This window comes from Bifidobacterium platyrrhinorum (genome assembly GCF_010667645.1).
Taxonomy (GTDB): Bacteria; Actinomycetota; Actinomycetes; order Actinomycetales; family Bifidobacteriaceae; genus Bifidobacterium; species Bifidobacterium platyrrhinorum.
This window is the reverse complement of sequence record NZ_WHZV01000001.1, coordinates 497,415-518,884: the sequence shown is the minus strand read 5'-3', so window position 1 is coordinate 518,884 and position 21,470 is coordinate 497,415. Positions and strand designations below refer to the sequence as shown.

Here is a 21,470-nt window from a genome sequence, read left to right as displayed (position 1 = left end):
CCCGGAGCATAACCCTATTTGTGGTACAGGCCCATGCGCTCGTACTTGGGCTCGCAGCACACGTTGATGCCGAGCTTGCGGTAGAGGGCCTCGTCCGCGGACGAGACGATGACCGAGAAGAACGCATCGCAGCCGCGCAGCCGTTCCAGGCCGGCGATCACGCGCGCGGCGGTCTCGTCGCCCGCGCTGGTGATGGACAGGGCGATGAGCGTCTCATCCGAGTGGAGGCGACGGTTCACGCTGCTGAGGTGTTCGGTCTTGAGACGGCAGATCGGTTCGATGGCTTTGTCGTCGATGACCCGCAGCGTCTCGTCCACGCCGGTCACGGCCTTCAGCGCGTTCATGAGCAGGGCGCTCGCGGCACCCATCAGCGCGCCGGTCTTCCCGGTGACGACCCGGCCGTCGGGCAGGACCATGGCGCCCGCCGGCGCGCCGGTCTCCTCCTCGCGGCGCAATGCCGCGGCGCGCGCCGGTGACAGGTCCTCGTCCACGCCGGCCTTCTTCATGATGGAGCGCAGACGTTCGATCTGCTCCTCGCCGGCGCCGGTGCGCCTGAACCGCACGCAGGCGTCGAAGTACCGGCGCACGATCTCCATGTTCGCGGCCTCGCGGCATGCCTCGTCGTCCACGATCGCGTACCCGGCCATGTTGACGCCCATGTCGGTGGGGCTCTGGTACGGGCTCTCCCCCATGATGCGTTCCATGAGGGCCTTGAGCACGGGGAACGCCTCCACGTCGCGGTTGTAGTTGACGGTGGTCTCGCCGTGCGCCTCGAGATGGAACGGGTCGATGATGTTCGCGTCGTCCAGGTCGGCGGTGGCCGCCTCGTAGGCGATGTTCACCGGATGGTTCAACGGCAGGTTCCAGATCGGGAACGTCTCGAACTTCGCGTACCCGGCCTTCACGCCGCGCTTGTGCTCGTGGTAGAGCTGCGACAGGCAGGTGGCGAGCTTGCCGGAGCCCGGCCCGGGTGCGGTGACGACGACGAGCGGGCGGCTCGTCTCGATGTAGTCGTTGCGCCCGTATCCCTCGTCGGAGACGATGCGCCCGATGTCATGGGGGTATCCGGGAATCGGGTAGTGCAGACGGCAGGTGACGCCGAGCCGCGCGAGACGGCCGCGGTACGCGTCGGCCGCCGGCTGGCCGGCGTACTGGGTGAGCACCACGGAGCCCACGTAACAGCCGCGGGAACGGAACACGTCGATGAGACGCAGCACGTCCTCGTCGTAGGTGATGCCGAGGTCGCCGCGCGTCTTCGCCTTCTCGATGTGGTTCGCGTTCACCGCGATGACGATCTCCACGTCGTCCGAAAGGCTTTCGAGCATGCGGAACTTCACGTCCGGCTCGAAGCCGGGCAGCACGCGCGAGGCGTGGTGGTCGTCGAACAGCTTGCCGCCGAATTCAAGATAGAGCTTGCCGCCGAACCGCGCGATGCGTTCCCTGATTTTGGCGGCCTGCAGCTCGATGTACCTGTCGTTGTCGAATCCCTGTCGCATGTGTTGTGGCAAACCTTTCGAACGGCGCGAGTTGACGTGCGGAATTATAGATGAATTCTCGATGAACCGGGCCCATGGGAGGGTCGTGCGCGGCCCCCACGGCGGGCGTATACGGCACAATGGTGGCAAGGAGGGCCGCCATGGTCGATGACTACACCGCGAAGATGACCGAGCTGATCGAACTCATGCGGATGATCGGCAACGACACGCAGCAATGCGAGGTCAAGGAATGCAAACGGCGCATCTCCTCGACCATCACGGACACCCTGTCCGCGTTCTCCAACGGTTCGGGCGGATGGATCATCCTGGGGCTGAGCGAGAAGGAGGGGTTCACGCCGGTCGAGGGGTTCGATGCCCGCGCCATGCAGGAGGCGCTCAGCCAGGCGTGCGAGAAGATGACCCCGGTGGTCCGCCCGGTGATCGTGACCTGCCCGTTCGAGGGGGCGAACCTCGTGTTCGCGCGCGTCGACGAGATGCTTCCGCGCGACAAGCCGTGCTTCATCACCGAACGGGGGCCGTATGGAGGCTCGTACATCCGAACGGGCGACGGCGACCGCCACATGACCTCCTACGAGGTGGACCGTCTCACCGAGGAGCACCTGCAGCCCACCTACGACCTCGACATCGTGCCGGGGGCCACAATCGACGACCTGGACCCGAAGCTCGTCGAAGGGCTGCTCGCACGTGTGCGCGAGCAGCATCCCCACGTCTTCTCCGGCTCGGAGGACACCGACGTGCTCCTCGACCTGCAGGTGATGCGACACGACGATTCGGACGGCGGCCGCGTGGGCGGCGTGCTGCGCCCCACGCTCGCGGGACTGCTCGCGCTGGGCAGGTACCCGCAGAAGTACTATCCGCGGCTGGGCATCGCCATCGCCGTGTTCCCGGGCGTGAGCCGTGACGACGTGTTCCGCGGCGACGAGCGTCTCATCGCCTCGCGCACGGTGGTCGGCTCCATCCCGGTGATGATCGACGACGCGGTGGAGGAGCTCATGCGCTGGATCGGCGCGAAGAAGCCCGACTATCCGCCCGTCGCCCTGCGCGAGGCGATCGCGAACGCGCTCACCCATCGCGACTACTCCCCCGACGCGCGGGGCACGCAGGTGCGCATCAACGTGTTCACCGACCGCATCGAGATCACGAATCCCGGCGGCCTGTACGGCACGGTGACGCATGACGTGCTCGCCAACCCGCATCCGGTGACGGGGGCGCCGTTCGTCTCCACACGCAACCAGTTCCTGTTCACCCTGCTGGAATCCACCCCCTACCCGGGCGGGGGATTCGTGAACCCGGAGGGCGGCGACGGGTACCAGCGCATCGCGGCCACGTTGCGCGAGGCCGGCATCGAACCGGCCACCACACGCAACGCCATCAACACGTTCACGATGACGCTCACCCGGCATCGCACGGCGAAGCTCGGCGCGCCCGGCGACGTGTCCAAGGCGATACTCGCCGTGCTGGAGCGGCATTCGGCGATGAGCGTGAAGGAGATCATCCGCGAGCTGCGGCTCACGCCGCTCGCGGCCACGTCGGGCCTGCGCGAGCTCGTGCGGGAGGGACGGGTGGCCAAGGTGCGGTTCAGGGACGATCCCACGCAACGCTACCGGCTGCGTACCGCCTGAGACCGCGGGGCGCGAGGCGTCCGCGACGGTCACACGAACAGGAACCAGGAGGCGGTGTCCCACCAGATGCGCGTGGGCATGTTCATGCCGTCCATGAACTGTTTGAAGAACAGGAACAGGGACGCCGACGCCACCCCCGCGACGAACCAGCCGAACACGAGCCGGCGCGTGACGTCCCGCCAGTCGTCCGCGCGGAGAATCGTCCCCCGGGCGGCGCCGCCATCGGCCGTCGTCGCGGGCCCGGTGCATGCGCCGACGCCGCCGTTCGTCGCGCCGTCCACGACGTACAGCAGGACCGTCACGGCGACCATGACCATCCACACGAAGTCGATCTCATAGCGGAAGTCCACGCCGGTGACGCGCGCGTCGACAAGGAACACGAGTCCGGCGGCGGCGAGCGGGCCGACGACGAGGCGCGTGGCCGCGACGCGACGCGACGCGAACCGCCAGACCACGGCCGTGAACAGCAGCAGCGCGAACGGCGCGGTGGTGAGCAGGTACCCGCCGAACTGCGGGTGTTCGCTGCGCCACGTGGTCAACGGCACGGACTGCTGTTGGACGAACGGGAACCGCGCGGTGAGGTTCGGGGGCTGGAAGAGGTAGTAGAAGACGAACGAGGCGTATTGGGTGAGCGGCGCGCGGAAATGGGTCATGTCGTAGCCGGTGAGGTTGTATGAGGCGCCGAAATCCAGCGGGCCGCCGAACCGCGCCGCATTGTACGCGAACTGCGGCAGGAACACCATCGCATACGGGGCCAGGGCGCACGCCCAGACGCGGGCCTCGTCGGCGAGAGCCCGTCCTCCTTGCAGTCCGTTCCGCCAGAGTTCGCGTATCTCGTCGGCGAACAGGGGTATGGCGATGAGCGTGGCGAGGATGACCTGTGGTCTGCTGGCGATGGTCAGGGCCATGCAGAGCGATCCGGCGGCGAGCCATGGCGGGCTGAGTCTGCGTAGTTTCGCTTCGATCCATAGCGCTATCGCGAGTGCGGCGCAGGCGATGGCCGTTTCCTGTGGGATCTGGTAGAACAGGCCGAGTTGGATGAGGATGGGGATGCCGTTGCCGAGTGTGGCGGCGGTCATGGCGAGTATGGTCGCGCCGGTGGTGACGGGTCGGCGTCGGTTGATGAGTCTGGCGAGTTGTATGGTCAGGGCGAGGGTGGCGAGGGTGGCGAGGGTGGCGGCGATGGCGACGCCGGCGTTGGTGGGCAGGTCCGTGCCGGTGATGGCCTTGTATGGGGCGAACATGAGCAGTGCGGGCAGTACGCCGAAGTAGGAATAGTATCTGCCGTCGTGGAAGGCGACGTCGAAGTAGATGGGGGTTTCGGGGTTGTTCAGCGCTTCGATGGTGCGTTGGCGTGTGTCGTAGGGGTTGTCCATGGCGGCGAGCGCGTGGTTGACGGGGTAGTCGAGCCAGGTGTGGCCGTTGAGGATGGCGTCGGCGGTTTTCTGGTATTGGTCGGTGGCCTGGTATGAGGCGAAGGTGTCCCAGTAGACGGGTTGTGGGCTGTTTTGTGGTGCGGCCATGGCGAGCAGGGCGAGTGGGGTGAGGCAGCAGAGTGCGGCGCAGGTGATGATGGGGATGCGTGTGGCGCGCGTGTGGGGGTCGAGTCCGGTGCGGTGCAGTGGCGAGGCGGGCCGGCATGCGATGATGAGCAGTGCGATGAGGGTTTCGAGGGTGAGGCGGATGGCGCTGAACCGCATGGGTATGCGTGGGTTGGCGGTGATGGTGTTGTAGGGGATCACGGTGCCTTTGGGCATGTCGTAGCGGATGCGTATGTGTGTGGCGCCGTCGCCGATGCGTTGGTATCTGGAGTGTTCGCTGGATGGTGAGTATCCGGCTTGGGCGTTGGCGTCGTACCATCCGGAGTCGGTGTTCTTGCGTGTGGAGATCTTCCAGGTGACGGCGTCGCCTTGGTGTGGTCGTTCGGCGTTGGTGTGGTTGATGTACAGGTAGTCGATGGGGTGGCTGGCGGAGATGTCGCGCCAGGCGTGGTCGGGGTCGGTGATGACGGCGGTGCCGCCGGATTCGATGGCGAGCCCGTTGCCGGTGCCGTCGTCGTGTACGGTCTGTGGCGTGGCGGTGAGGGTCTGCCAGTGGGGCAGGTTGAAGACGAGCAGTTCGAGCAGGATGATGGCCGCGAGGGCGATGAGGGCGGGGCGTCGCCATGTGTGTGCCGTGGCGGCGGCTGTGGGGATTGTGTTCGTCGTGCCGGTTCGGGGGTGGTCCGTGGTGGTCGTCACTGTTCGTCGCTCCGTGGTGTCTGCGATGCGGGCTGGTATTGGATCTCCTTGAGGCGTTCGAGCTGGTCCTCCTGGAGTTTGCGTTGGGTGCGTTGCACTTCGGAGACGATGAGCAGGAGCAGGGAGACGACCATCCAGATGAACAGCATGACGCCGATGAGCAGGGATTGCACGTGTCCTTTGCCTTGTCCGGCGAGGAAGAACGTGAGGTAGCGGATGAAGATGACGGCGACGCCGATGCCGGGGATGGCCGCCGACCAGGTGAATACGGATTGGGCGCGGTACATGAGGAAGCTGCGGATGATGGCTCCCGCGGATTTGCCCATGTGTTCGAAGATGTTGTGGAACAGGCGCGATTTGCGGGTCTTCGGGTTCGTGGTGATGGGGATGGAGGTGATGGCGAGGCGTTTGTAGCCGGCTTGGATGATGGTCTCCATGCAGTAGCTGAATTCGGTGAGGATGTTGAGTTGGAGCAGGGAGCGTTTGGAGTAGGCGCGGAATCCGCTGGCGGCGTCGGGGATGCTGGTGCCGGCGGCGAGGTTGACGACCCATGAGCCGAAGCGTTGCATGAGTTTCTTGAACGGGCCGAATTCCCTGATGGTGTCGGTGCGCCGGTCCCCGACGACGATTTCGGCCCGTCCTTCGAGTATGGGCCGTACGAGGTCGCCGATGCGTTCGCTCGGGTATTGGTTGTCGCCGTCCGTGTTGACGACGATGTCGGCGCCGTGTTTGAGCGCGTAGTCGGCGCCGTCCCGGAACGACCGGGCGAGTCCCATGGTGGCGGCGTGGTGGACGAAGTGGCGTATGCCGAGGCTTTTCGCCACGTCCACGGTGCCGTCGGTGCAGCCGTCGTCGATCACGAGCACGTCGACGGCGTCGACGCCGGGGATGCGACGCGGCATGCGCGCCATGACGAGCGGCAGCGTCTTCGCCTCGTTGAGGCAGGGGATCTGTATGAATACGTGCATCAGCGCTTGTCCTTCCGGTTGGTTGCGGTTGCGGGTTCCGCCCCCGGTCGTTCCGACATCATCGCCCGCAACCGTCGGATGTCGAGGATGCGGGTGGCGACGAGCAGGGCGACGAATGCGAGGTAGACGACCATGTACACGGCCATGAGCGGCAGGAACCCGTCCACGTGGACGAACCTGCCGGCCGTCGCCGCGGCGGCCCACAGCGCGGCGTCGCAGGCGACGGCCAGCCAGGCCCTGCGGGACATCACGTCGCCGAACCGGCGGCGCGTCTCGATGTACGAGACGCCCATCGCGATAAAGGTGGCCGTCATGCTCGCCGCGGCCACGGCGGTGATGCCGCCGAGACGGGCGGCGACGGCGAACAGCGGGACGACCGTCGCGAGGGAGACGAGCGAGAGGACGTCGGAGAAGCGCGTGTCCCGTTCGGCGTTGAGCGTCATGTTGAGGACCACGGTCACGCCCATGAAGAACCCGGAGAACGCCAGGCAGGCCAGGGCGGGGGCGGCGGCCGCGTATTCGGGCGAGTAGAAGGCGGAGAGCAGGTCCGCGGCGGTGGCGGAGATCGTCACGGCCATCGGCGCGACGAGCGTGAACGCGAGCAGGAGCAGCCCGCGCGCCTTGCCTATGGCCTTGTCGCGCCGTCCGGCGGCGAGGAGACGCGAGACGACGGGCAGGATGATCACGGCGAACGCCTGCAGCAGGTAGTACGTGGTCTTGCCGAAGTTCATGGCGCCCGTGTAGTAGCCGGCCATGCGATCCGGCAGTTCCGCCTTGACGACGAGCGTGTCGGCGCTCAGGACCAGGGAGGCCATGATGAAGAACAAGGAGAACGACAGCGTGCCGTGTGCGGCGTCGCGCCAGGTGAACGGCGTGTCCCCGCGCGGCAGCGACGTCCATGCGGGGGCGAGCGTGGCCAAGCCGACGAGGATGGTGAGGACCATCGCCGTGCAGTACCCGGCTTCCAGTCCGATGACCGGGTCGTGCGGGAAGGCGAGGATGATGAGCGGGATCGTGCCGAGTTTGACGATCGGGTAGAACGTGGACAGGAACGCGCTGCCCGCGAACCGTTGCAGGCCGTCGTTGACGCCCAGCATCACCACGTACAGGCCGTTGGCGGGCACGAGGAACGCGGCGTAGCGGAAGTAGCGTTCGAGGTCGCCGCCGAACAGACCGGAGAACAGGGGCGCGCCGGCGAAGTCGACGAGGAAGAACACGGCGACGACGGCCGCCTGGACTGTGCAGACGCGCGCGATCACGGCGCGCCCGTCATGGCGGCGCGACGCGATGTTGCGCGCCAGCGACTGGCGCGCCCCGTTGCTGACGAACAGGTATTCGAAGTCGAGCACGGTGATGATGGTGCCGACCACGCCGTAGTCGGCCGGCGAGGCGAACCCGCCGAGGAACCAGTGGATCGCATACCCGGCGACGAAGAACGCGACGTTGCCGATGAGGTTGAGCGCCAGTCCGCGACTCATGCGCGCCTCCCCCGGATGCCCCATAGCCGGGAGGGGGCCACGGCGTCCGCGCGGAGGAGCGCGAGCATCAGCGGGACCATGACCGGCGCCCACATCATGTATCGCGTGGCGGTGGGTTTCAACGGCAGCGAGATCGCGTTCGGCAGGAGCGCGAGCAGGGACCAGACGAGCGGGATGGCGAACGGGACCCATCGGGGCCGGCGGCCCGCGCATCCGAATCCGTGGAACAGGAGGAACAGGGGCAGTATGAACGTCCATGTCGCGGTGAGCGCGGCCGGATTCGGCACCGTCGTGCCGCGCCACGCATCCCACAGACGGTAGGCGGCGGCGCGACCGGCCTTCGCCGGGGTCTTGCCGGCCAGGGGGCGGAACGACGGGCTGACCGCGTCGTTGATCTGGAACCACATGGTGTTGGCGGTCGCGTCCGCGGCGTGACGGTCCAATGTCTCCAGGGGGATGCCCCGGCTGGTGGTGTCCAGCGGCGTGCGCTCGAGGGAGCACCATCCGGATTCGAGCGCGGCGAACGCGATGAGGTAGGAGTCCGGATGCCGCACGCCCATGGCGAGCCACGCTTCGAGGTATTCGGGCACGGCGGACGGGTCGCGCAGCGAATATTGGATGACCGGATCGGCGAGGTACGGGTTGTACCGTCGCGCCATCCGTTCGAACGGCACGCGGTTGACGCGGTCGATGGCCGCGCGTTCGCGCGTGGTGACGTCGCCGGGATGGTCGAGCGCGTAGCGGGCGGTCATCTGCATCGGCACGACGAGCAGCTGGTTCGCGTCCTCGCCGCGCACGCGCAATGGTCCGCGCACCGCGGCGGGGAACACGACCCCGGCGACGAGCGCCACGGCCATGGCGCATCCGAGGGCCGCGAGCCGGCGGCGGGCGGGCGCGTGCAGCGGGACGAGGCAGAACAGGGTGAGGGCCACGATGTACAGTCCGGTCATCGTGGTGAGCGCGCACAGCGTGGAGACCGCGAGAAAGCCGGCGAGGAAACGCGGCGAGGAAAGCGCGTCGAGGCGCGTGCGCACCGTTTCGACGACCATGAGCAGCCACGGGATGAGGAACATCATGTGCAACGTGTCCTTCACCACCGACATCGTGAAGATCGGGAAGGCCGGGAACACGGCGAAGAACAGGAGCATGCCGGCTGCGGGCGCGCGCCCGCAGCCGATGTGGCGCGCATACAGGCACATGCCGGCCAGTTCCGTGCAGGTGACCGCCACCTGCACGGCCAGATAGGCGCCGATCCCGACGCGCCAGTCGCCGGCCGCCGCCTCGCCGAGCCATGCCGAGGATCCGAAGACGATGGTGTCGAACACCGGATGGTGCGCGGAGACGGCCGCGGCGGCGCCCCCCTGCCCGGCCACCGCGAGGAACTGGGCGATCTGGTCGCCGGTGTCGTACCAGATGGCGCCCGGGAACATCATCACGATGACCGGAGCCCAGCACAGGAGTATGAGCATGGCGGAGACGGCGAGCCTTGGGACGGCGCGCAGGCCCTCGAACCATGCGGCCGCGACGCGCACGGGGGCGAGGATCCGCATGGACGCCGCACGATGCGCGATGGAACCGCGGCCCGTGCGGGGGACGGCCGTCAGGAGCCGCTCCCCCGCGACGAACAGGACGGACAGGGCGACGGCGAGCACGGCCGCCTTCAGCCAGAACCGGGCGTCGAACGGGCCGAACGAGGCCCGCACCGCCGCCTGGTCGGCGAGGGCGATGACCAGGGCCCCGGCCGCGCATGGCACGAACCTCGCCGGCCAGATCCTCCCGTATGACATGGTTACGACGATATGCGGGGCGGACGGGCGCGGCGGGCCAATTGGCCCAATGTTCACCGACCGGTGTCGCGCCGGTAACGACCGGGCGGGCCCGTGTGGGCGAGTCGCGCCGCGAATCGCCCCGGACGTGGGAAAATAGACATGCTGTCAATTCATTTCGTCGACGGAGGTGCGTCATGACGCGAAACACGGGACGCCGGCCGGAGGGCATGCCCGACTGGGCGAGGTACGGCGTCTTCTGGCATGTCTATCCGCTGGGGTTCTGCGGCGCCGACATCCGGCCCCGGGGCCCGCGCGAGTTCCACGGCCGCGGGCTCGACGCGCTGATCTCCTGGCTGCCGTACGCGCGCGACCTGGGGGCGTCCGGGCTCCTGCTCGGCCCGGTCTTCGAATCGTCCACGCACGGCTACGACACGCTCGACCACATGCACGTCGACGTGCGCCTCGGCGGCGACGCGGCCTTCGACCGTCTCGCCGAGGCGTGCCGCGACATGGGGTTCGCCATCATCCTCGACGGCGTGTTCAACCATGTTGGACGCGACCACCCGGCGGTGCGGGCGGCGCTCGACGAGGCGGCCGGCAGGCTCGCGCCCGACGACGATCCATGGCACGGCCTGATCGCGACGCACGGCGAAGGCGCGGGGGCCTCGCTCGACGTGTTCGAGGGCCATGGGGACCTGGTCGACCTCGACCATTCCTCGGACGAGACCGCCGACTATGTGACGCGCGTGATGGACCACTGGCTGGACCGCGGCGCCTCGGGCTGGCGCCTCGACGCCGCCTACGCGGTGCCGGACGGCTTCTGGGCGAAGGTGCTGCCCCGGGTGAGGCGGGACCACCCGTATTCGTGGATCTTCGGCGAGGTCATCCACGGCGACTACCCGCGCATCGTGACCGAGTCCACGATGGATTCGCTCACCCAGTACGAACTGTGGAAGTCGATCAGGCATGCGCTCCAAAGCGACAACTTCTTCGAACTCGACTGGAACCTCACCCGTCACAACGCGTTCCTCGACACGTTCGTGCCGCAGACGTTCATCGGCAACCACGACGTGACGCGCGTCGCCTCGGAGATCGGCGCGGACAAGGCGGCGCTCGCCCTGGCCGTGCTCATGACCGTGGGCGGCGTGCCCTCCATCTACTACGGCGACGAACAGGGGTACGTGGGCATCAAGGAGCAGCGTCTCGGCGGCGACGACGACATACGCCCGAAGTTCCCCGACTCCCCCGACATGCTGTCGGGGCTCGGCGAACCGGTCTACCGGCTGCATCAGGCGCTGATCGCCCTGCGCCGACGCAACCCGTGGCTGCTGGACGCGCGCACCGAGAAGGTGCTGCTGGAGAACAGGCGGTTCGTCTACCGATCCGTCGCCGCCGACGGCGGCACGCATCTGACCGTCGAGCTGGACGTGGAATCCACGCCGACGTTCACGATCCGCGATGCGGCGGGCGCGGTGCTGTACCACCGCTGAACACGGCGAACGGAGGAAGACCCCGGCCCGCACGGCGGCGACGGAGGACCGGTAGGACCCGGGGCCCTTCCTCCGCCCCTACCGTGAACGGAACGGGGCGGACTTCCTCCCGGAGCGGCGGCGCGGGGCCTGCGCTCCTCCACGCCTGGCCTGGATGCGGCGCTCGTGGCGCTTGACGTCCTCGGAACGCTCGTCGCGTACGATGCGGTTCTCGTCCTTGCGGTGGATGCGCTTGCCGCCCTTGGGACCCTTGCCGCGCGATTTGCGGCGCTCGGCGTTCTGCTTGCTGTCCGCCCGCCAGGATTCGCCGGTCTCGAAGCGCCGGTCGCGGCGCTCGGCCTCCGGATCGCTCATGCCGGCGCGACGGGCGGCGCGGTTCGGCTTCACGCGGGGCCTGCGCTCCTCCTCATGGGGGTCGCGCCCGTCGCGCCGCCGCGGACGGGCCTCCCGGTCCCCTTGGTCGTCACGGACCCGCTGCGCCTTGCGACGGCGGGGGTTGCCGGCCGGCTGCGTGTCGTCGAGGCTCCACCCGGTGACGATGGGGGCGCGCTCCCCCACGAGCTCCTGCACCTCGGGCGAATCGTGGCGCACGGCGACGGATTTGGCGTCGATGCCGGCGGCCTTGAGCATGCGCCTGGCCTCGCGACGCTGGAACGGCAGCACGAGCGTGACCACGTCGCCGGTGTGCCCGGCGCGCGCGGTGCGGCCGGAACGGTGGACGAAGGATTTCGGGTCGTCCGGCGGATCGACCTGCACGACGAGCCTGACCCCGCTGACGTCGATGCCGCGGGCGGCCACGTCGGTGGCGACGAGCACGTTCACGTCGCCCTCCTCGAAGGCGGCGAGGTTGCGGTCGCGTTGGTTCTGGTTGAGGTTGCCGTGCAGCTGCGCGGCGGGCACGCCGCTGTTCGTCAGGCTCTTGGCGAGCTTCTTGGCCTGGAACTTGGTGCGCGTGAACAGCATGCGCCTGCCGGTGCCGGCGGCGAGCTGGCGGACCACCTCGAACTTGTCGTCCTTGGCGACCTCGAACACGTGCTGGGTCATCGTGTCGACCACGGCCGCGGGCTCGTCGACGCTGTGGGTCTTCGGATCGCGCAGGAAGTCGCGCACCAGCTGGTCGATGCCGTGGTCGAGCGTGGCGGAGAACAGCATGTGCTGGGAGTCGGGGCGCACCTGGGACAGGATGCGGCGCACCGGGGGCAGGAAGCCCATGTCGGCCATCTCGTCGGCCTCGTCGATGACGACGACGCGCACGTCGGACAGGGTGAGCAGGCGCTGGCGGAGCAGGTCCTCCAGACGGCCCGGGCAGGCGACGACGATGTCCGCGCCCGCCATGAGGTCGCGCACCTGACGGTTCTGCTTGACGCCGCCGTAGACGGTGGTGGCGGTCATGCCGGCCATCTGCGCGAGCGGCTGGAGCACGTCGTTGATCTGGTTGGCCAGTTCGCGCGTGGGCGCGAGCACGAGGCCGCGCGGGTGCGGGTGGAAACCGCCGGCCTCGCGCTCGGCCAGATGCTCCCTGCGGATGGCCTTGACGTTGCGGCGGTAGTCCGCCATCGGCATGCCGGGCTCCCATGCGGCTTCGCACAGGCGGGCGGCCAGCGGGATGGAGAACGCCAGCGTCTTGCCGGAGCCGGTGCGCCCCCGGCCGAGGATGTCGCGCCCCCGGAGCGAATCCGGCAGGGTGTCGGCCTGGATGGGGAACGCGTCGGTCTTGCCGTCGGCGGCGAGGACCCGGCACAGCGGCTCGGGCACGCCGAGTTCGGCGAAGGTCTGCGGACGCGTTTCGACTACGGGCGTGGGGAAGGTGGTATCTGGCACGACGGCCTTTCATGTCTGGAGGGATATACGCTGTCTGCGCAAGCCCAGCCACACTAGCGTATGGCCGATACTTTCCCTTCCCCGGGCCCGCGCCTCACACGTAGTTGCGTTCGATGAGGATGTCGGAGACGGTGAGGTTCGCGTCGTTGACGAGGTTGAACAGGATCACGCCGGCGAGCTGGGCCGGATCCATGAACGTGTGCTGCTTCTCCTCAGACACGTAGTCGTGGCTGTCGCGGTAGAAGGCGGTGTCGATGCCGCCCGGGTAGACGCCCACGATCTTCACGCTCGTGCCCTTGTAGGCGGCCTTGAGGCTCTGCGTGTAGCCCTTCTCGCCCCACTTGGTCGCGCAGTAGACGGATTCGTTGGCGTTGCCGCGCGTGGCGGCGGTGCTCATCACGTTCGCGATCTTGAGATCGGTCTCGCCGTCCGCCCTGAGCGTGGCGACGGACCACAGGATCATGCCCTTGAGCCCCTTGAGGCACTTGTCCACGTCGGCGGCCTCGTAGGCGGCGGGCGTCTTGAACGAAGGCTGCCCGGCGTTGTTGATGAGCAGGTCGACGTGGCCGAGTCCGGCGATCTCGGCGATGGAGGCGTTCACGAACGCCTCGTCGGACACGTCGCCGACGAACGCCTTGTAGGATCCGGCGCCGAACTCCCCTTCGAGTTCGGCCTGGCGTTCGGCGTTGAAGTCGACGCCCGCCACGAACCAGCCTTCGGCGATGAGCTGCCTGGCCAGTTCGTAGCCGAGTCCGAGCGCGCTGCCGGTGACGATCGCGATGCGCTTCCCGTTCGATTGCATTGCCATATCCAGAAATCTCCCCTCGGGATGATGCGGGTTTCCTTGGGTCATGGTTCAGGCTATCGAACCGGTCCGACGCGGATTCGCGTTTCGCCCGGCGGCGCGCCGTCCCGGTCGGGGCCCGGCGTGCATGCGCGGCTCCGGCGCGTCACGCCATCTGCGCGACGCTCTTCGGGTACCAGATGGCCAGCCAGTCGTCCTCGTACGGGGAGGCGAGGCGCTCCGCCATCCAGGCGCGGCAGGCGGCGAAGAAGCCCGCGAGCATGGAGACGGCCTTGACGTTCATTTCGGTGTCGATGATGGTACGCATGGGAATCACTCCTTGGAATCCGGGGGCACAGAGGCGTATGACGCAATCGTCCATGGCTCCGAGGCCCCATTGTTCATGGTCGTTCTTCCACTGCAGTTCGAAGATGACTCCATCATATGGTTCCGGCACACCGCGCAATCCCGCCGCCATTGCGGCAACGACGATGATAATATCAAAATCGTACATGACATTGGGATCGGCCGCATAGGCCGGGGACGGAGGGCCCCATGGCGGAGACGGGCACGGGCGCGACGAAGCGGATCACGGTGTTCTCCGACATGTCGGAGCGCGTCCACTACAACATCCCCGAACTGCCGATCTACGCGCACTGCGACCCCATATCCGCGTTCGCCGATTACCGGTGCCCCTGCCATTGGCACCGCGACCTCGAGTTCGTCCGCGTGGTCAGCGGCACGCTCCACTATTTCGTCAACGGGCATACGGTGGTCATGCATGCCGGCGACGGCCTTGTGGTCAACTCCAGCCGGTTGCACTACTCCTTCTCACCCGAACGCCGGGAGGCGTGGCTCTCCTGCGCGGTCATCGGACCGGGACTGTTCGAGAACCTGACCACGGCGACGGGTGCGAGGTGCTCGCGCGCGTTCGCCCAGCACATGGACGATTTCCTCACGCTGTCGCCGGATGTGCCGTGGCAGCGCGACGCGCTGATGGACATCGAAAGGGTCGTGCGCCTCATGCCGGGCGGCGGCAGGCGCGGCTCGCAGGCGCGCGACGCCGCCCCGGCCGAGACGTCCCCCGACGACCCGCTGCCCGCGGTCGCGGCGGCGATACGCCTGTGCGACGCCGTGCTCGACCGGTTCTCCCCCGCCGGCGACGGCGCCGACGCCCCGGGCGACGACGTCGGCCAGCGAGACCGCCTGGCCGTGCTCAACATGATCGGCGTCATCCAGCAACGCTTCGGCGAGCCGCTGGGATTGAACGACATCGCCGCGGCGGGCGGGGTGAGCCGCAGCCAATGCTGCATCCTGTTCCGCAGGTACGTCGGCCGCACGCCCGGCGAATGCCTGGCCGACCGTCGTCTGGAGGAGGCGAAGGGCATGCTCGCCGGCACGGACGCCTCCGTCGCGGAGACGGCGCGCGCGTGCGGCTTCTCCTCGTCGAGCTATTTCATCAGCGTCTTCCGCAGAAGCTTCGGCATGACCCCCAACGCCTACCGCAACACCCGCGCCTAGGACGACGAATCCCCATGGTGCGGTAAAGGGGATTCTGTGTTTCGTCGGAATTCCAACGAAACGCCTTACCGCACCATGGGGATTGCACCGCACCATGGGGATGAGCAGGGGATTTGCCGGGACTAGAGGATGTCGGGGTCGTCCTTCTCGATGGTGCCGGTCGCCTTGCCGACGGCCTTGAGCCCGTGGTAGGCGACGAGGATGACGATCGTGCCGATGGCGATGCCGTTGAACGAGATGCCGGACACGGTGAACGCGAACTGGCCGATGGCGATGATCATCGTGATGGCGGCGACCATGATGTTGAGCGGCTTGTCGAAGTTGACCTTGTTCTCCACCCAGATGCGGATGCCGATCATGCCGATCATGCCGTAGAGCAGCGTGGTCACGCCGCCGAGCACGCCGGCGGGGATGGTGTTGATGACGGCGCCGAACTTCGGGCACAGCGACAGGATGAGCGCGAAGGCGGCGGCGCACCAGTAGGCGGCCGTCGAATACACCTTGGTGGCGGCCATCACGCCGATGTTCTCGCCGTACGTGGTGGTGCCGGAACCGCCGCCGAAGCCGGCGATCATCGTGCCGAGGCCGTCGGCGAACAGGGCGGTGCCCATCCGCTCGTCGTAGTCGCGGCCGGTCATCTGCGCCACGGACTTGACGTGGCCGACGTTCTCGGCGACGAGCACGAGCACCACGGGCAGGAACATCGGCAGGATGGTGAGGTCGACCTGCGGGGTGTGGAAGTGCGGCAGACCGACCCATGCGGCCTTGCCGATGGCGGAGAAGTCGACCTGGCCGCGCGCGCAGGCGTAGGCGTAGCCGACGATCACGCCGAGCAGGATGTTGAGGCGTCCGAGCAGCCCCTTGAACAGCACGGCGATGAGCAGCACCGCGAGCAGGGTGACGATGGCCGTGTCCGGCGCCTTCTGGAAGTTGGCCCACACGCTGGGCGCCAGGTTGAAGCCGATGATGGCGACGATGGCGCCGTTGACGACCGGCGGCATGATGATGTCGATCCACTTGGCGCCGGCGTAGTGCACGGCCACGCCGACGAGGGCGAGCAGCAGGCCGGTCGCCAGGATGCCGAAGCTGGCCACGGCGATGCCCTTGTGCGCCGTGGTGACGGCGGTGATCGGCGCGATGAACCCGAAGCTGGATCCCAGGTAGCTGGGCAGCACGTTCCCGTTGATGAGCAGGAACAACGCGGTGGACATGGCGGTGAAGAACAGCGTGGTGGACGGGTCGAACCCGGTCAGGATCGGCACGAGGAACGTCGCGCCGAACATGGCGATGACGTGCTGGGCGCCGATGCCGGCGGTGCGCGTCCAGGTCAGGCGCTCGTCGGGCTCGACGACCTCGCCGGGCGCGAGCGTCCTGCCGTCGCCGTGCAGTTTCCATTGGAAGATGTTGCCCTTGGGCTCGCTCATAAGCGGCTCTCCTTAGCTTCTCTCACGCGGGCGTGACCATCAGCCCGCGGTTCGAAGCCATTGTAGCCGCCGTGCGTCACTTGCCGTGGTACTCGAGCAGATGCGGATCGACGGCGTGCACCACGTCCACCAGGTCGCCGTTCGACAGATACGGCCTTTTGAACTCGCGCCACGGGTCCACCTTCACCTCCCATTTGCCGGTGTCGGCGTTGAGCACGGGGCGCGCGGTCTGCTCCCAGTGCATGCGCTTGGAGGTGCGCCCGGTCTCCGGGTCGCGGCGCGTGTAGTGCAGGCACGTGCAGTTGGTGATCGTCCAGTCGGGCGAGTCGGCGCGGTGGAGGAACTCCTCGTCGGACAGGTCCTCGAGGGTGAGCATGAGCGCGAGCATGAAGTCGCCGTGGGTGACCATCACCACGCTGCCCAGGTCCGATTTGCGCGACAGGGAGCTGAGCACGTTGTGCACGCGGTCCTCGGCCACGTCGGCGATGGATTCGCCCGCCGGCGGACGCCAGTACAGCGGATCGGTGTTCTTGAACATCCAGTTGCGCGCGTAGTTGGTCTTGAACTCGTCCTTGGTGATGGTGTTGATCTCGCCCCAGGATCGTTCGCGGATGACGCGGTTCTCCTCCCATTTGGCCTTGGGCAGCGCCATCGTGGCGGCCGTCTCGCGGGTGCGCACGTAGGGCGAGACGAGGTAGCGGTCGAACAGCTGCTGCTGGCCGACGAGCCAGCGGCCGATGCAGTCGGCCTGTTTGCGCCCCGTGCCGGTCAGACGCCACGAACGGTCGGGCACGGTGACGTTGTCCTGCGTGTACAGCGAATTGTCGCCCCGGTCCCCGGCCTGGACGATGACGTTCGCCTCGGATTCGCCATGCCGAATCACGAACAAATCAAGCGGCATGCTCATGGATGGGTTCCTCTTTCGTCGTCGATGGATACCCGCACCAGCGTAATCGAAAACCGGCGCCCATGCAGGCCTCCCGTACGCCGGGAGGGGAAAGTTCATCCACCGTTCAACCGGCGACGGCCGACGGGCCGCCGACACGACGGTCGGCCGGGGACGATCAGGCGATGGTGACCGGCGTGCCGTCCGGCAGCTGCTCGTAGAGCCATTTCGCGTCGGCGATGCTCAGGCGCACGCAGCCGTGCGACGCGGGCCGGCCGAGCTTGAGAGCCTCGTCCTCGAGGTAGTCGCCGAAGTTCTGCCCGGTGGGCACGGTATGGAACAGGTAGGGGCCGTAGAAGCGCACCCAGTAGTCGGCGCCCATGCCTTCGGAGGCGTTGTAGAAGTGTTCGCCGCGCGCGTCGACCGTGTAGGTGCCGTGGGGCGTGGAATCGTCGATGCCGGTGCTGGCGATCATCGTGTAGATCGTGGCGCCGTCGGATTTGACGTACACCTTCTGGTCGACGAGGCTCACGTCCACGCTCAGGTTCGCGTATTGCGCGAGGTTCGGCTGCACTCCGCCGGTGGGGTCGTTCCAGCGGGCGCGGGCGGCCTCGGCCTCGCGCCGCGACTGGATGTCCTGGTTGAAGCCGGGCACGGAGGCGCGCGCCAGCGGCTTCGACGCCTCGCGCCGCGCCTCGGCCACGGCGACGGTCCGGGCGTTCTCGGCGGCGATGGCGCGGTCGCGTTCGGCGGCGCGCGCATGCCACATGGCGACGGTGCCGCACAGCACGATGGCGAGCAGGGCGCACAGGGCCGATTCCGCCATCAGCAGCCAATCGGTGCGCCTGCGATGCAGCCCGACATATGCCGATCGACGTCCAGCCATGCGTGAATCCCCCTGCATTCCAGCGTTTCGTACATCCGGCGGGAACCGCCGGAATCTGCATCGATGGTACCCGATGCGAATGACCGCCGCCATCCCCCGTTCCTCCCCTCCGACGGGACGCGGCATCGGGGCGCGGAACGGGGTCGGCGGTCAGAACACGAGGAACGAGACGGCGGTGAGGGTGAACAGGCTCGCCACGGTGGTGACGAGCACCATGCCGATCGCGTATTCGGGCTGGTTGCGTTCACGCTCGGCGAACATGACCATCGTGCTCATGGTCGGCAGGCCGGAGACGAGGGTCATCATGTGCACCATGTCCGGGTTGGCGGCGCCCATGCCGAGCATCGGCGGCACGAAGGAGAGCAGCGCGTAGAAGCCGACGGGGAACGCGAGCATCTTGACCGCGATCCCCACGTAGAGTTCGTATTTGCGCAGGATCGCAGTCCAGTCGCGGATGGCGAACAGGCCTCCCAGATACACCATGGACAGCGGCGAGGCGGTGGAGCCGAGGGTCTTGAGCGGGGCGAGCAGCACGGCGGGGACGGTCACGCCCGCGAGGATGAGCGCCACGGCGAGCACCACGGCGATCAGGGCGGGGCTGACCAGCGGGGCGAGACGGTCGAGCCAGCCGTGCGCGGGACGTTCGTCGGCCATGGACTGCCGGTCGTCGACCTTCTTGCAGGTCCATACGCCGTACGTCCACAGCAGGAACTGGTCGACGATGGACATGAGCGCGAAGTATAGGGCGCCCTTGCCGGGGAAGAGCGCGAGGATGAGGGGCAGGCCGATGAACCCGGCGTTGCCGAACGCGAAACAGCCGCGGAACATGCGCCCGCGTTCGCGTCTCAGGCGCAGCAGGTGCGACAGCAGGGTGAACAGGCCGATGAGCAGCGCGTACATGAGCAGCGTCATGCCGATGATCGCGTCCGAGCCGATGAGGTCGGCGCGCGTCGTGCCGGAGACGGCGTTAGCGAACACGAGCAGCGGGATGCCCACCTTGAGGATGAGCGCGCAGATGCCGTCCAGCGCGGCTTCGCCGAGCACCCTGGTCCTCACGCAGATGTAGCCGACGGCCATCATCACGGCCATGCCGACCATCTGCCCGAGCACGATGTCGAACTGCTGCATATCCGCTCCTCTCTCTCCTACCGCTGATGCAACATACTCCGACGCGGCGAAGAGGGCGCGGACCATGGGCGCGCGGAGCCGCGCCGACGGGAGGCGCCGCGCGAGGGGAATCAGAACACGAGCTGCACGAGCAGCATGTAGACGACGGTGCCGCCCGCGATGGACAGCAGCATGCTGCGCCGCCACAGGTGCAGGATTATGATCGCAAGGCATGCGATGAGTTCGGGGACGCCGTGGCTGCCGGTGAGGATGGGCGTGTTCCTCAGGCGTAGACGACGAGCAGGCCGGTCATCGCATACGGCAGCACCTTGCCGAAGTATTCGATGACGCGCGGCGGCTGTTTCGATTCGGGGAACACGAGGAACGGCAGGAACCGGGTGAGCATCGTGCCGGCCACCACCACGGCGATGGTAAGCACCCCCTGGATCACGGTCATCGTCATCGCGTCGCCTCCTTTCCGTCGCCGGCCGCGTCGGCGGCGACGGCATCGTCTTCATGCAGGTCGTCGAGCCGCGGGCGCAGCACGAGGAACAGCACGATCATCACGATCAGCGCGGGGATCATGAAATCGTCCGGACCGAACGCCATGAGGCACGCGACGGAGGCGAGCACGCCGACGACGGCGCTGACGTGGCCCCGACGGCCGGCCCCCTCCCCGAGCCACTGGTCGAGGAAGATGACGAGGAACAGCGCGGTGAGCACGAATTCGAGGCCGTCCGTGTCGAACGGGAGGTTCGCGCCGATCACGCCGCCGAGCGTGGCGCCCACCACCCAATACGACTGGTTGAGCGCGGTGACCCACAGGTAGAACCAGCCGCGGTCCACGTCCGCGGGGATGCGCGCGGAGGAGTTGATGGCGAACGTCTCGTCGCACATGCCGAAGATGAGGTAGGGGCGTTTCCACCCGAGCCCGCGGAAACGGCCGAGCATCGACAGCCCGTAGAACAGGTGGCGCGCGTTGACCATGAGGGCGAGCAGGAACGCGGCCAGCGGGTTGAACGCGGAGAGCAGCAGGTTCACGGTGACGAACTCCATCGAACCGGCGAAGATGAACGCGCTCATGCACATCGGCCATACGAACGAGAACCCCTTCGTGCCCATGAGCATGCCGTACGAGCATCCGAGGAACAGGAAGCCGAGCGCGATGGGCACGGTCAATGGGAATGCCGCCCTCAATGCCTTGAGACGCACGCCGCGCCGTTGCTGCCGTTCCATGGGGTTCTTCCTCCGCTTCCTTCCGGTGGGACCGTTTGCGGCGGATATGGTAACACATCGCGGGCACGGCATGGCGGCGCGGGTTCATTTCGGGCGGCGTGCGGCGAATCGCCCCGGGCTCCGGGGGGCTCCCGTCACGGCCGGTCGGCGCCCTTCCCCGATCAGGCCGTCCGGACGATGCGGCGGATGGCCTCGCGTACGGTGCCCGCGCCCAGCGAATCGTCGCCGAGCGCACGGTGCAGGGTGAGGCCCTCGATGAGCGAGTCCAGCATCGCCGCGGTCGGGGCGTCGAAGAACCGTTCCAGCTGCGCACGGCTGGCGGCCATCCACCGTTCGGTGATGTCCCGGTAGGCGTGGTCGCGCGCGGCGATGGTGTACAGCTCCATGTTGATGACGAGGTCGCGCTGCGTGCTCACCAGATCGGTCTCGATGTGCCGGGCGACGGCCTCGCACGCCCCGTCCTCGTCCGTCGCCTCGTCCATGCGCGCGGCGAACGCCTCCACGCACCGATTCGCGTACCGTTCGAACGCCTGATGCAGCAGGTCGGCCATGCCGTCGAAATGGTAGGTCATCGATCCGAGCGGCACGTTCGCGGCGGCCGCGATGACGCGGTGCGACGCGCCGGCCACGCCTTTGGCGGCGATGACGTCGAGGCACGCCTCGATGATGCGGTCCTTGCGTTCGGGATCGAAGCGGCGGGTCGACTCCCCCATGGCGCACCTCCTCGGCTCTGCGGTATCGC

The 21,470-nt window shown here is 67.7% G+C and carries 17 protein-coding genes and 1 pseudogene; 3 read left to right on the top strand and 15 right to left on the bottom strand.

Features of this window, described 5'->3' with window-relative positions:
- Positions 1 to 14: 14 nt before the first annotated feature.
- Positions 15 to 1,496: a DUF1846 domain-containing protein gene (locus GFD21_RS02080; protein ID WP_163196266.1), complete on the bottom strand. Its 1,482-nt coding sequence runs from the start codon at positions 1,494 to 1,496 to the stop codon at positions 15 to 17.
- Positions 1,497 to 1,636: 140 nt separating this feature from the next.
- Here GFD21_RS02080 and GFD21_RS02075 point away from each other — a divergent pair, with 140 nt between their 5' ends.
- Positions 1,637 to 3,118: an ATP-binding protein gene (locus tag GFD21_RS02075; protein WP_163196265.1), complete on the top strand. Its 1,482-nt coding sequence runs from the start codon at positions 1,637 to 1,639 to the stop codon at positions 3,116 to 3,118.
- A 29-nt stretch (positions 3,119 to 3,147) separates the two neighbouring features.
- Here GFD21_RS02075 and GFD21_RS02070 read toward each other — a convergent pair whose 3' ends face one another.
- The 4 genes from GFD21_RS02070 to GFD21_RS02055 are packed head-to-tail and all read right to left on the bottom strand — an operon-like array spanning position 3,148 to position 9,591.
- The gene (locus GFD21_RS02070; protein ID WP_163196264.1) at positions 3,148 to 5,358 is read right to left on the bottom strand and encodes a hypothetical protein; all 2,211 of its coding nucleotides are present in this window, start codon (positions 5,356 to 5,358) and stop codon (positions 3,148 to 3,150) included.
- Positions 5,355 to 6,326, bottom strand: a complete 972-nt coding sequence (locus GFD21_RS02065) for a glycosyltransferase family 2 protein (RefSeq protein ID WP_163196263.1) — start codon at positions 6,324 to 6,326, stop codon at positions 5,355 to 5,357. The genes GFD21_RS02070 and GFD21_RS02065 overlap by 4 nt, the downstream gene beginning before the upstream one ends.
- A complete protein-coding gene (locus tag GFD21_RS02060; protein WP_163196262.1) occupies positions 6,326 to 7,804 on the bottom strand; it encodes a lipopolysaccharide biosynthesis protein in 1,479 nt (492 codons plus the stop codon). The genes GFD21_RS02065 and GFD21_RS02060 overlap by 1 nt, the downstream gene beginning before the upstream one ends.
- Positions 7,801 to 9,591: a DUF6020 family protein gene (locus GFD21_RS02055; RefSeq protein ID WP_163196261.1), complete on the bottom strand. Its 1,791-nt coding sequence runs from the start codon at positions 9,589 to 9,591 to the stop codon at positions 7,801 to 7,803. Before GFD21_RS02055 ends, GFD21_RS02060 begins: the two co-directional genes overlap by 4 nt.
- 209 nt (positions 9,592 to 9,800) lie before the next feature.
- Here GFD21_RS02055 and GFD21_RS02050 point away from each other — a divergent pair, with 209 nt between their 5' ends.
- The gene (locus GFD21_RS02050; RefSeq protein ID WP_163196529.1) at positions 9,801 to 11,063 is read left to right on the top strand and encodes an alpha-amylase family protein; all 1,263 of its coding nucleotides are present in this window, start codon (positions 9,801 to 9,803) and stop codon (positions 11,061 to 11,063) included.
- Between the two features lie 78 nt (positions 11,064 to 11,141).
- On the opposite strand, the gene GFD21_RS02045 is transcribed toward GFD21_RS02050, so the two are convergent.
- The 3 genes from GFD21_RS02045 to GFD21_RS02035 all read right to left on the bottom strand — a co-directional run bounded on the left by GFD21_RS02045 (position 11,142) and on the right by GFD21_RS02035 (position 13,996).
- Positions 11,142 to 12,884, bottom strand: a complete 1,743-nt coding sequence (locus GFD21_RS02045) for a DEAD/DEAH box helicase (protein ID WP_163196260.1) — start codon at positions 12,882 to 12,884, stop codon at positions 11,142 to 11,144.
- Between the two features lie 94 nt (positions 12,885 to 12,978).
- Complete coding sequence (locus GFD21_RS02040) at positions 12,979 to 13,686, bottom strand: SDR family oxidoreductase (RefSeq protein WP_404801550.1); 708 nt, start codon at positions 13,684 to 13,686, stop codon at positions 12,979 to 12,981.
- Between the two features lie 148 nt (positions 13,687 to 13,834).
- Complete coding sequence (locus tag GFD21_RS02035; protein WP_163196258.1) at positions 13,835 to 13,996, bottom strand: hypothetical protein; 162 nt, start codon at positions 13,994 to 13,996, stop codon at positions 13,835 to 13,837.
- A gap of 227 nt (positions 13,997 to 14,223) precedes the next feature.
- Here GFD21_RS02035 and GFD21_RS02030 point away from each other — a divergent pair, with 227 nt between their 5' ends.
- Positions 14,224 to 15,189 (top strand): AraC family transcriptional regulator, encoded by a 966-nt coding sequence (locus tag GFD21_RS02030; RefSeq protein ID WP_163196257.1) that lies wholly within the window; start codon positions 14,224 to 14,226, stop codon positions 15,187 to 15,189.
- A gap of 122 nt (positions 15,190 to 15,311) precedes the next feature.
- Here the strand turns inward: GFD21_RS02030 and GFD21_RS02025 are convergent, their stop codons facing one another.
- From GFD21_RS02025 to GFD21_RS01990, 7 genes and pseudogenes are all read right to left on the bottom strand, one after another.
- Positions 15,312 to 16,613, bottom strand: coding sequence for a uracil-xanthine permease family protein (locus GFD21_RS02025; protein WP_163196256.1), 1,302 nt, complete (start codon positions 16,611 to 16,613; stop codon positions 15,312 to 15,314).
- 76 nt (positions 16,614 to 16,689) lie between these two features.
- A complete protein-coding gene (locus tag GFD21_RS02020) occupies positions 16,690 to 17,520 on the bottom strand; it encodes a histidine phosphatase family protein (protein WP_163196255.1) in 831 nt (276 codons plus the stop codon).
- Positions 17,521 to 17,677: 157 nt separating this feature from the next.
- Positions 17,678 to 18,385 (bottom strand): L,D-transpeptidase, encoded by a 708-nt coding sequence (locus GFD21_RS02015; protein ID WP_163196254.1) that lies wholly within the window; start codon positions 18,383 to 18,385, stop codon positions 17,678 to 17,680.
- A gap of 150 nt (positions 18,386 to 18,535) precedes the next feature.
- Positions 18,536 to 19,513 (bottom strand): AEC family transporter, encoded by a 978-nt coding sequence (locus GFD21_RS02010; protein WP_163196253.1) that lies wholly within the window; start codon positions 19,511 to 19,513, stop codon positions 18,536 to 18,538.
- A 110-nt stretch (positions 19,514 to 19,623) separates the two neighbouring features.
- Positions 19,624 to 19,955 (bottom strand): annotated as a pseudogene (locus GFD21_RS11025) (branched-chain amino acid transporter permease).
- A complete protein-coding gene (locus GFD21_RS01995) occupies positions 19,952 to 20,728 on the bottom strand; it encodes an AzlC family ABC transporter permease (RefSeq protein WP_163196252.1) in 777 nt (258 codons plus the stop codon). Before GFD21_RS01995 ends, GFD21_RS11025 begins: the two are co-directional and overlap by 4 nt.
- Positions 20,729 to 20,889: 161 nt before the next feature.
- Positions 20,890 to 21,441 (bottom strand): TetR/AcrR family transcriptional regulator, encoded by a 552-nt coding sequence (locus GFD21_RS01990; protein ID WP_163196251.1) that lies wholly within the window; start codon positions 21,439 to 21,441, stop codon positions 20,890 to 20,892.
- Positions 21,442 to 21,470 lie beyond the last annotated feature (29 nt).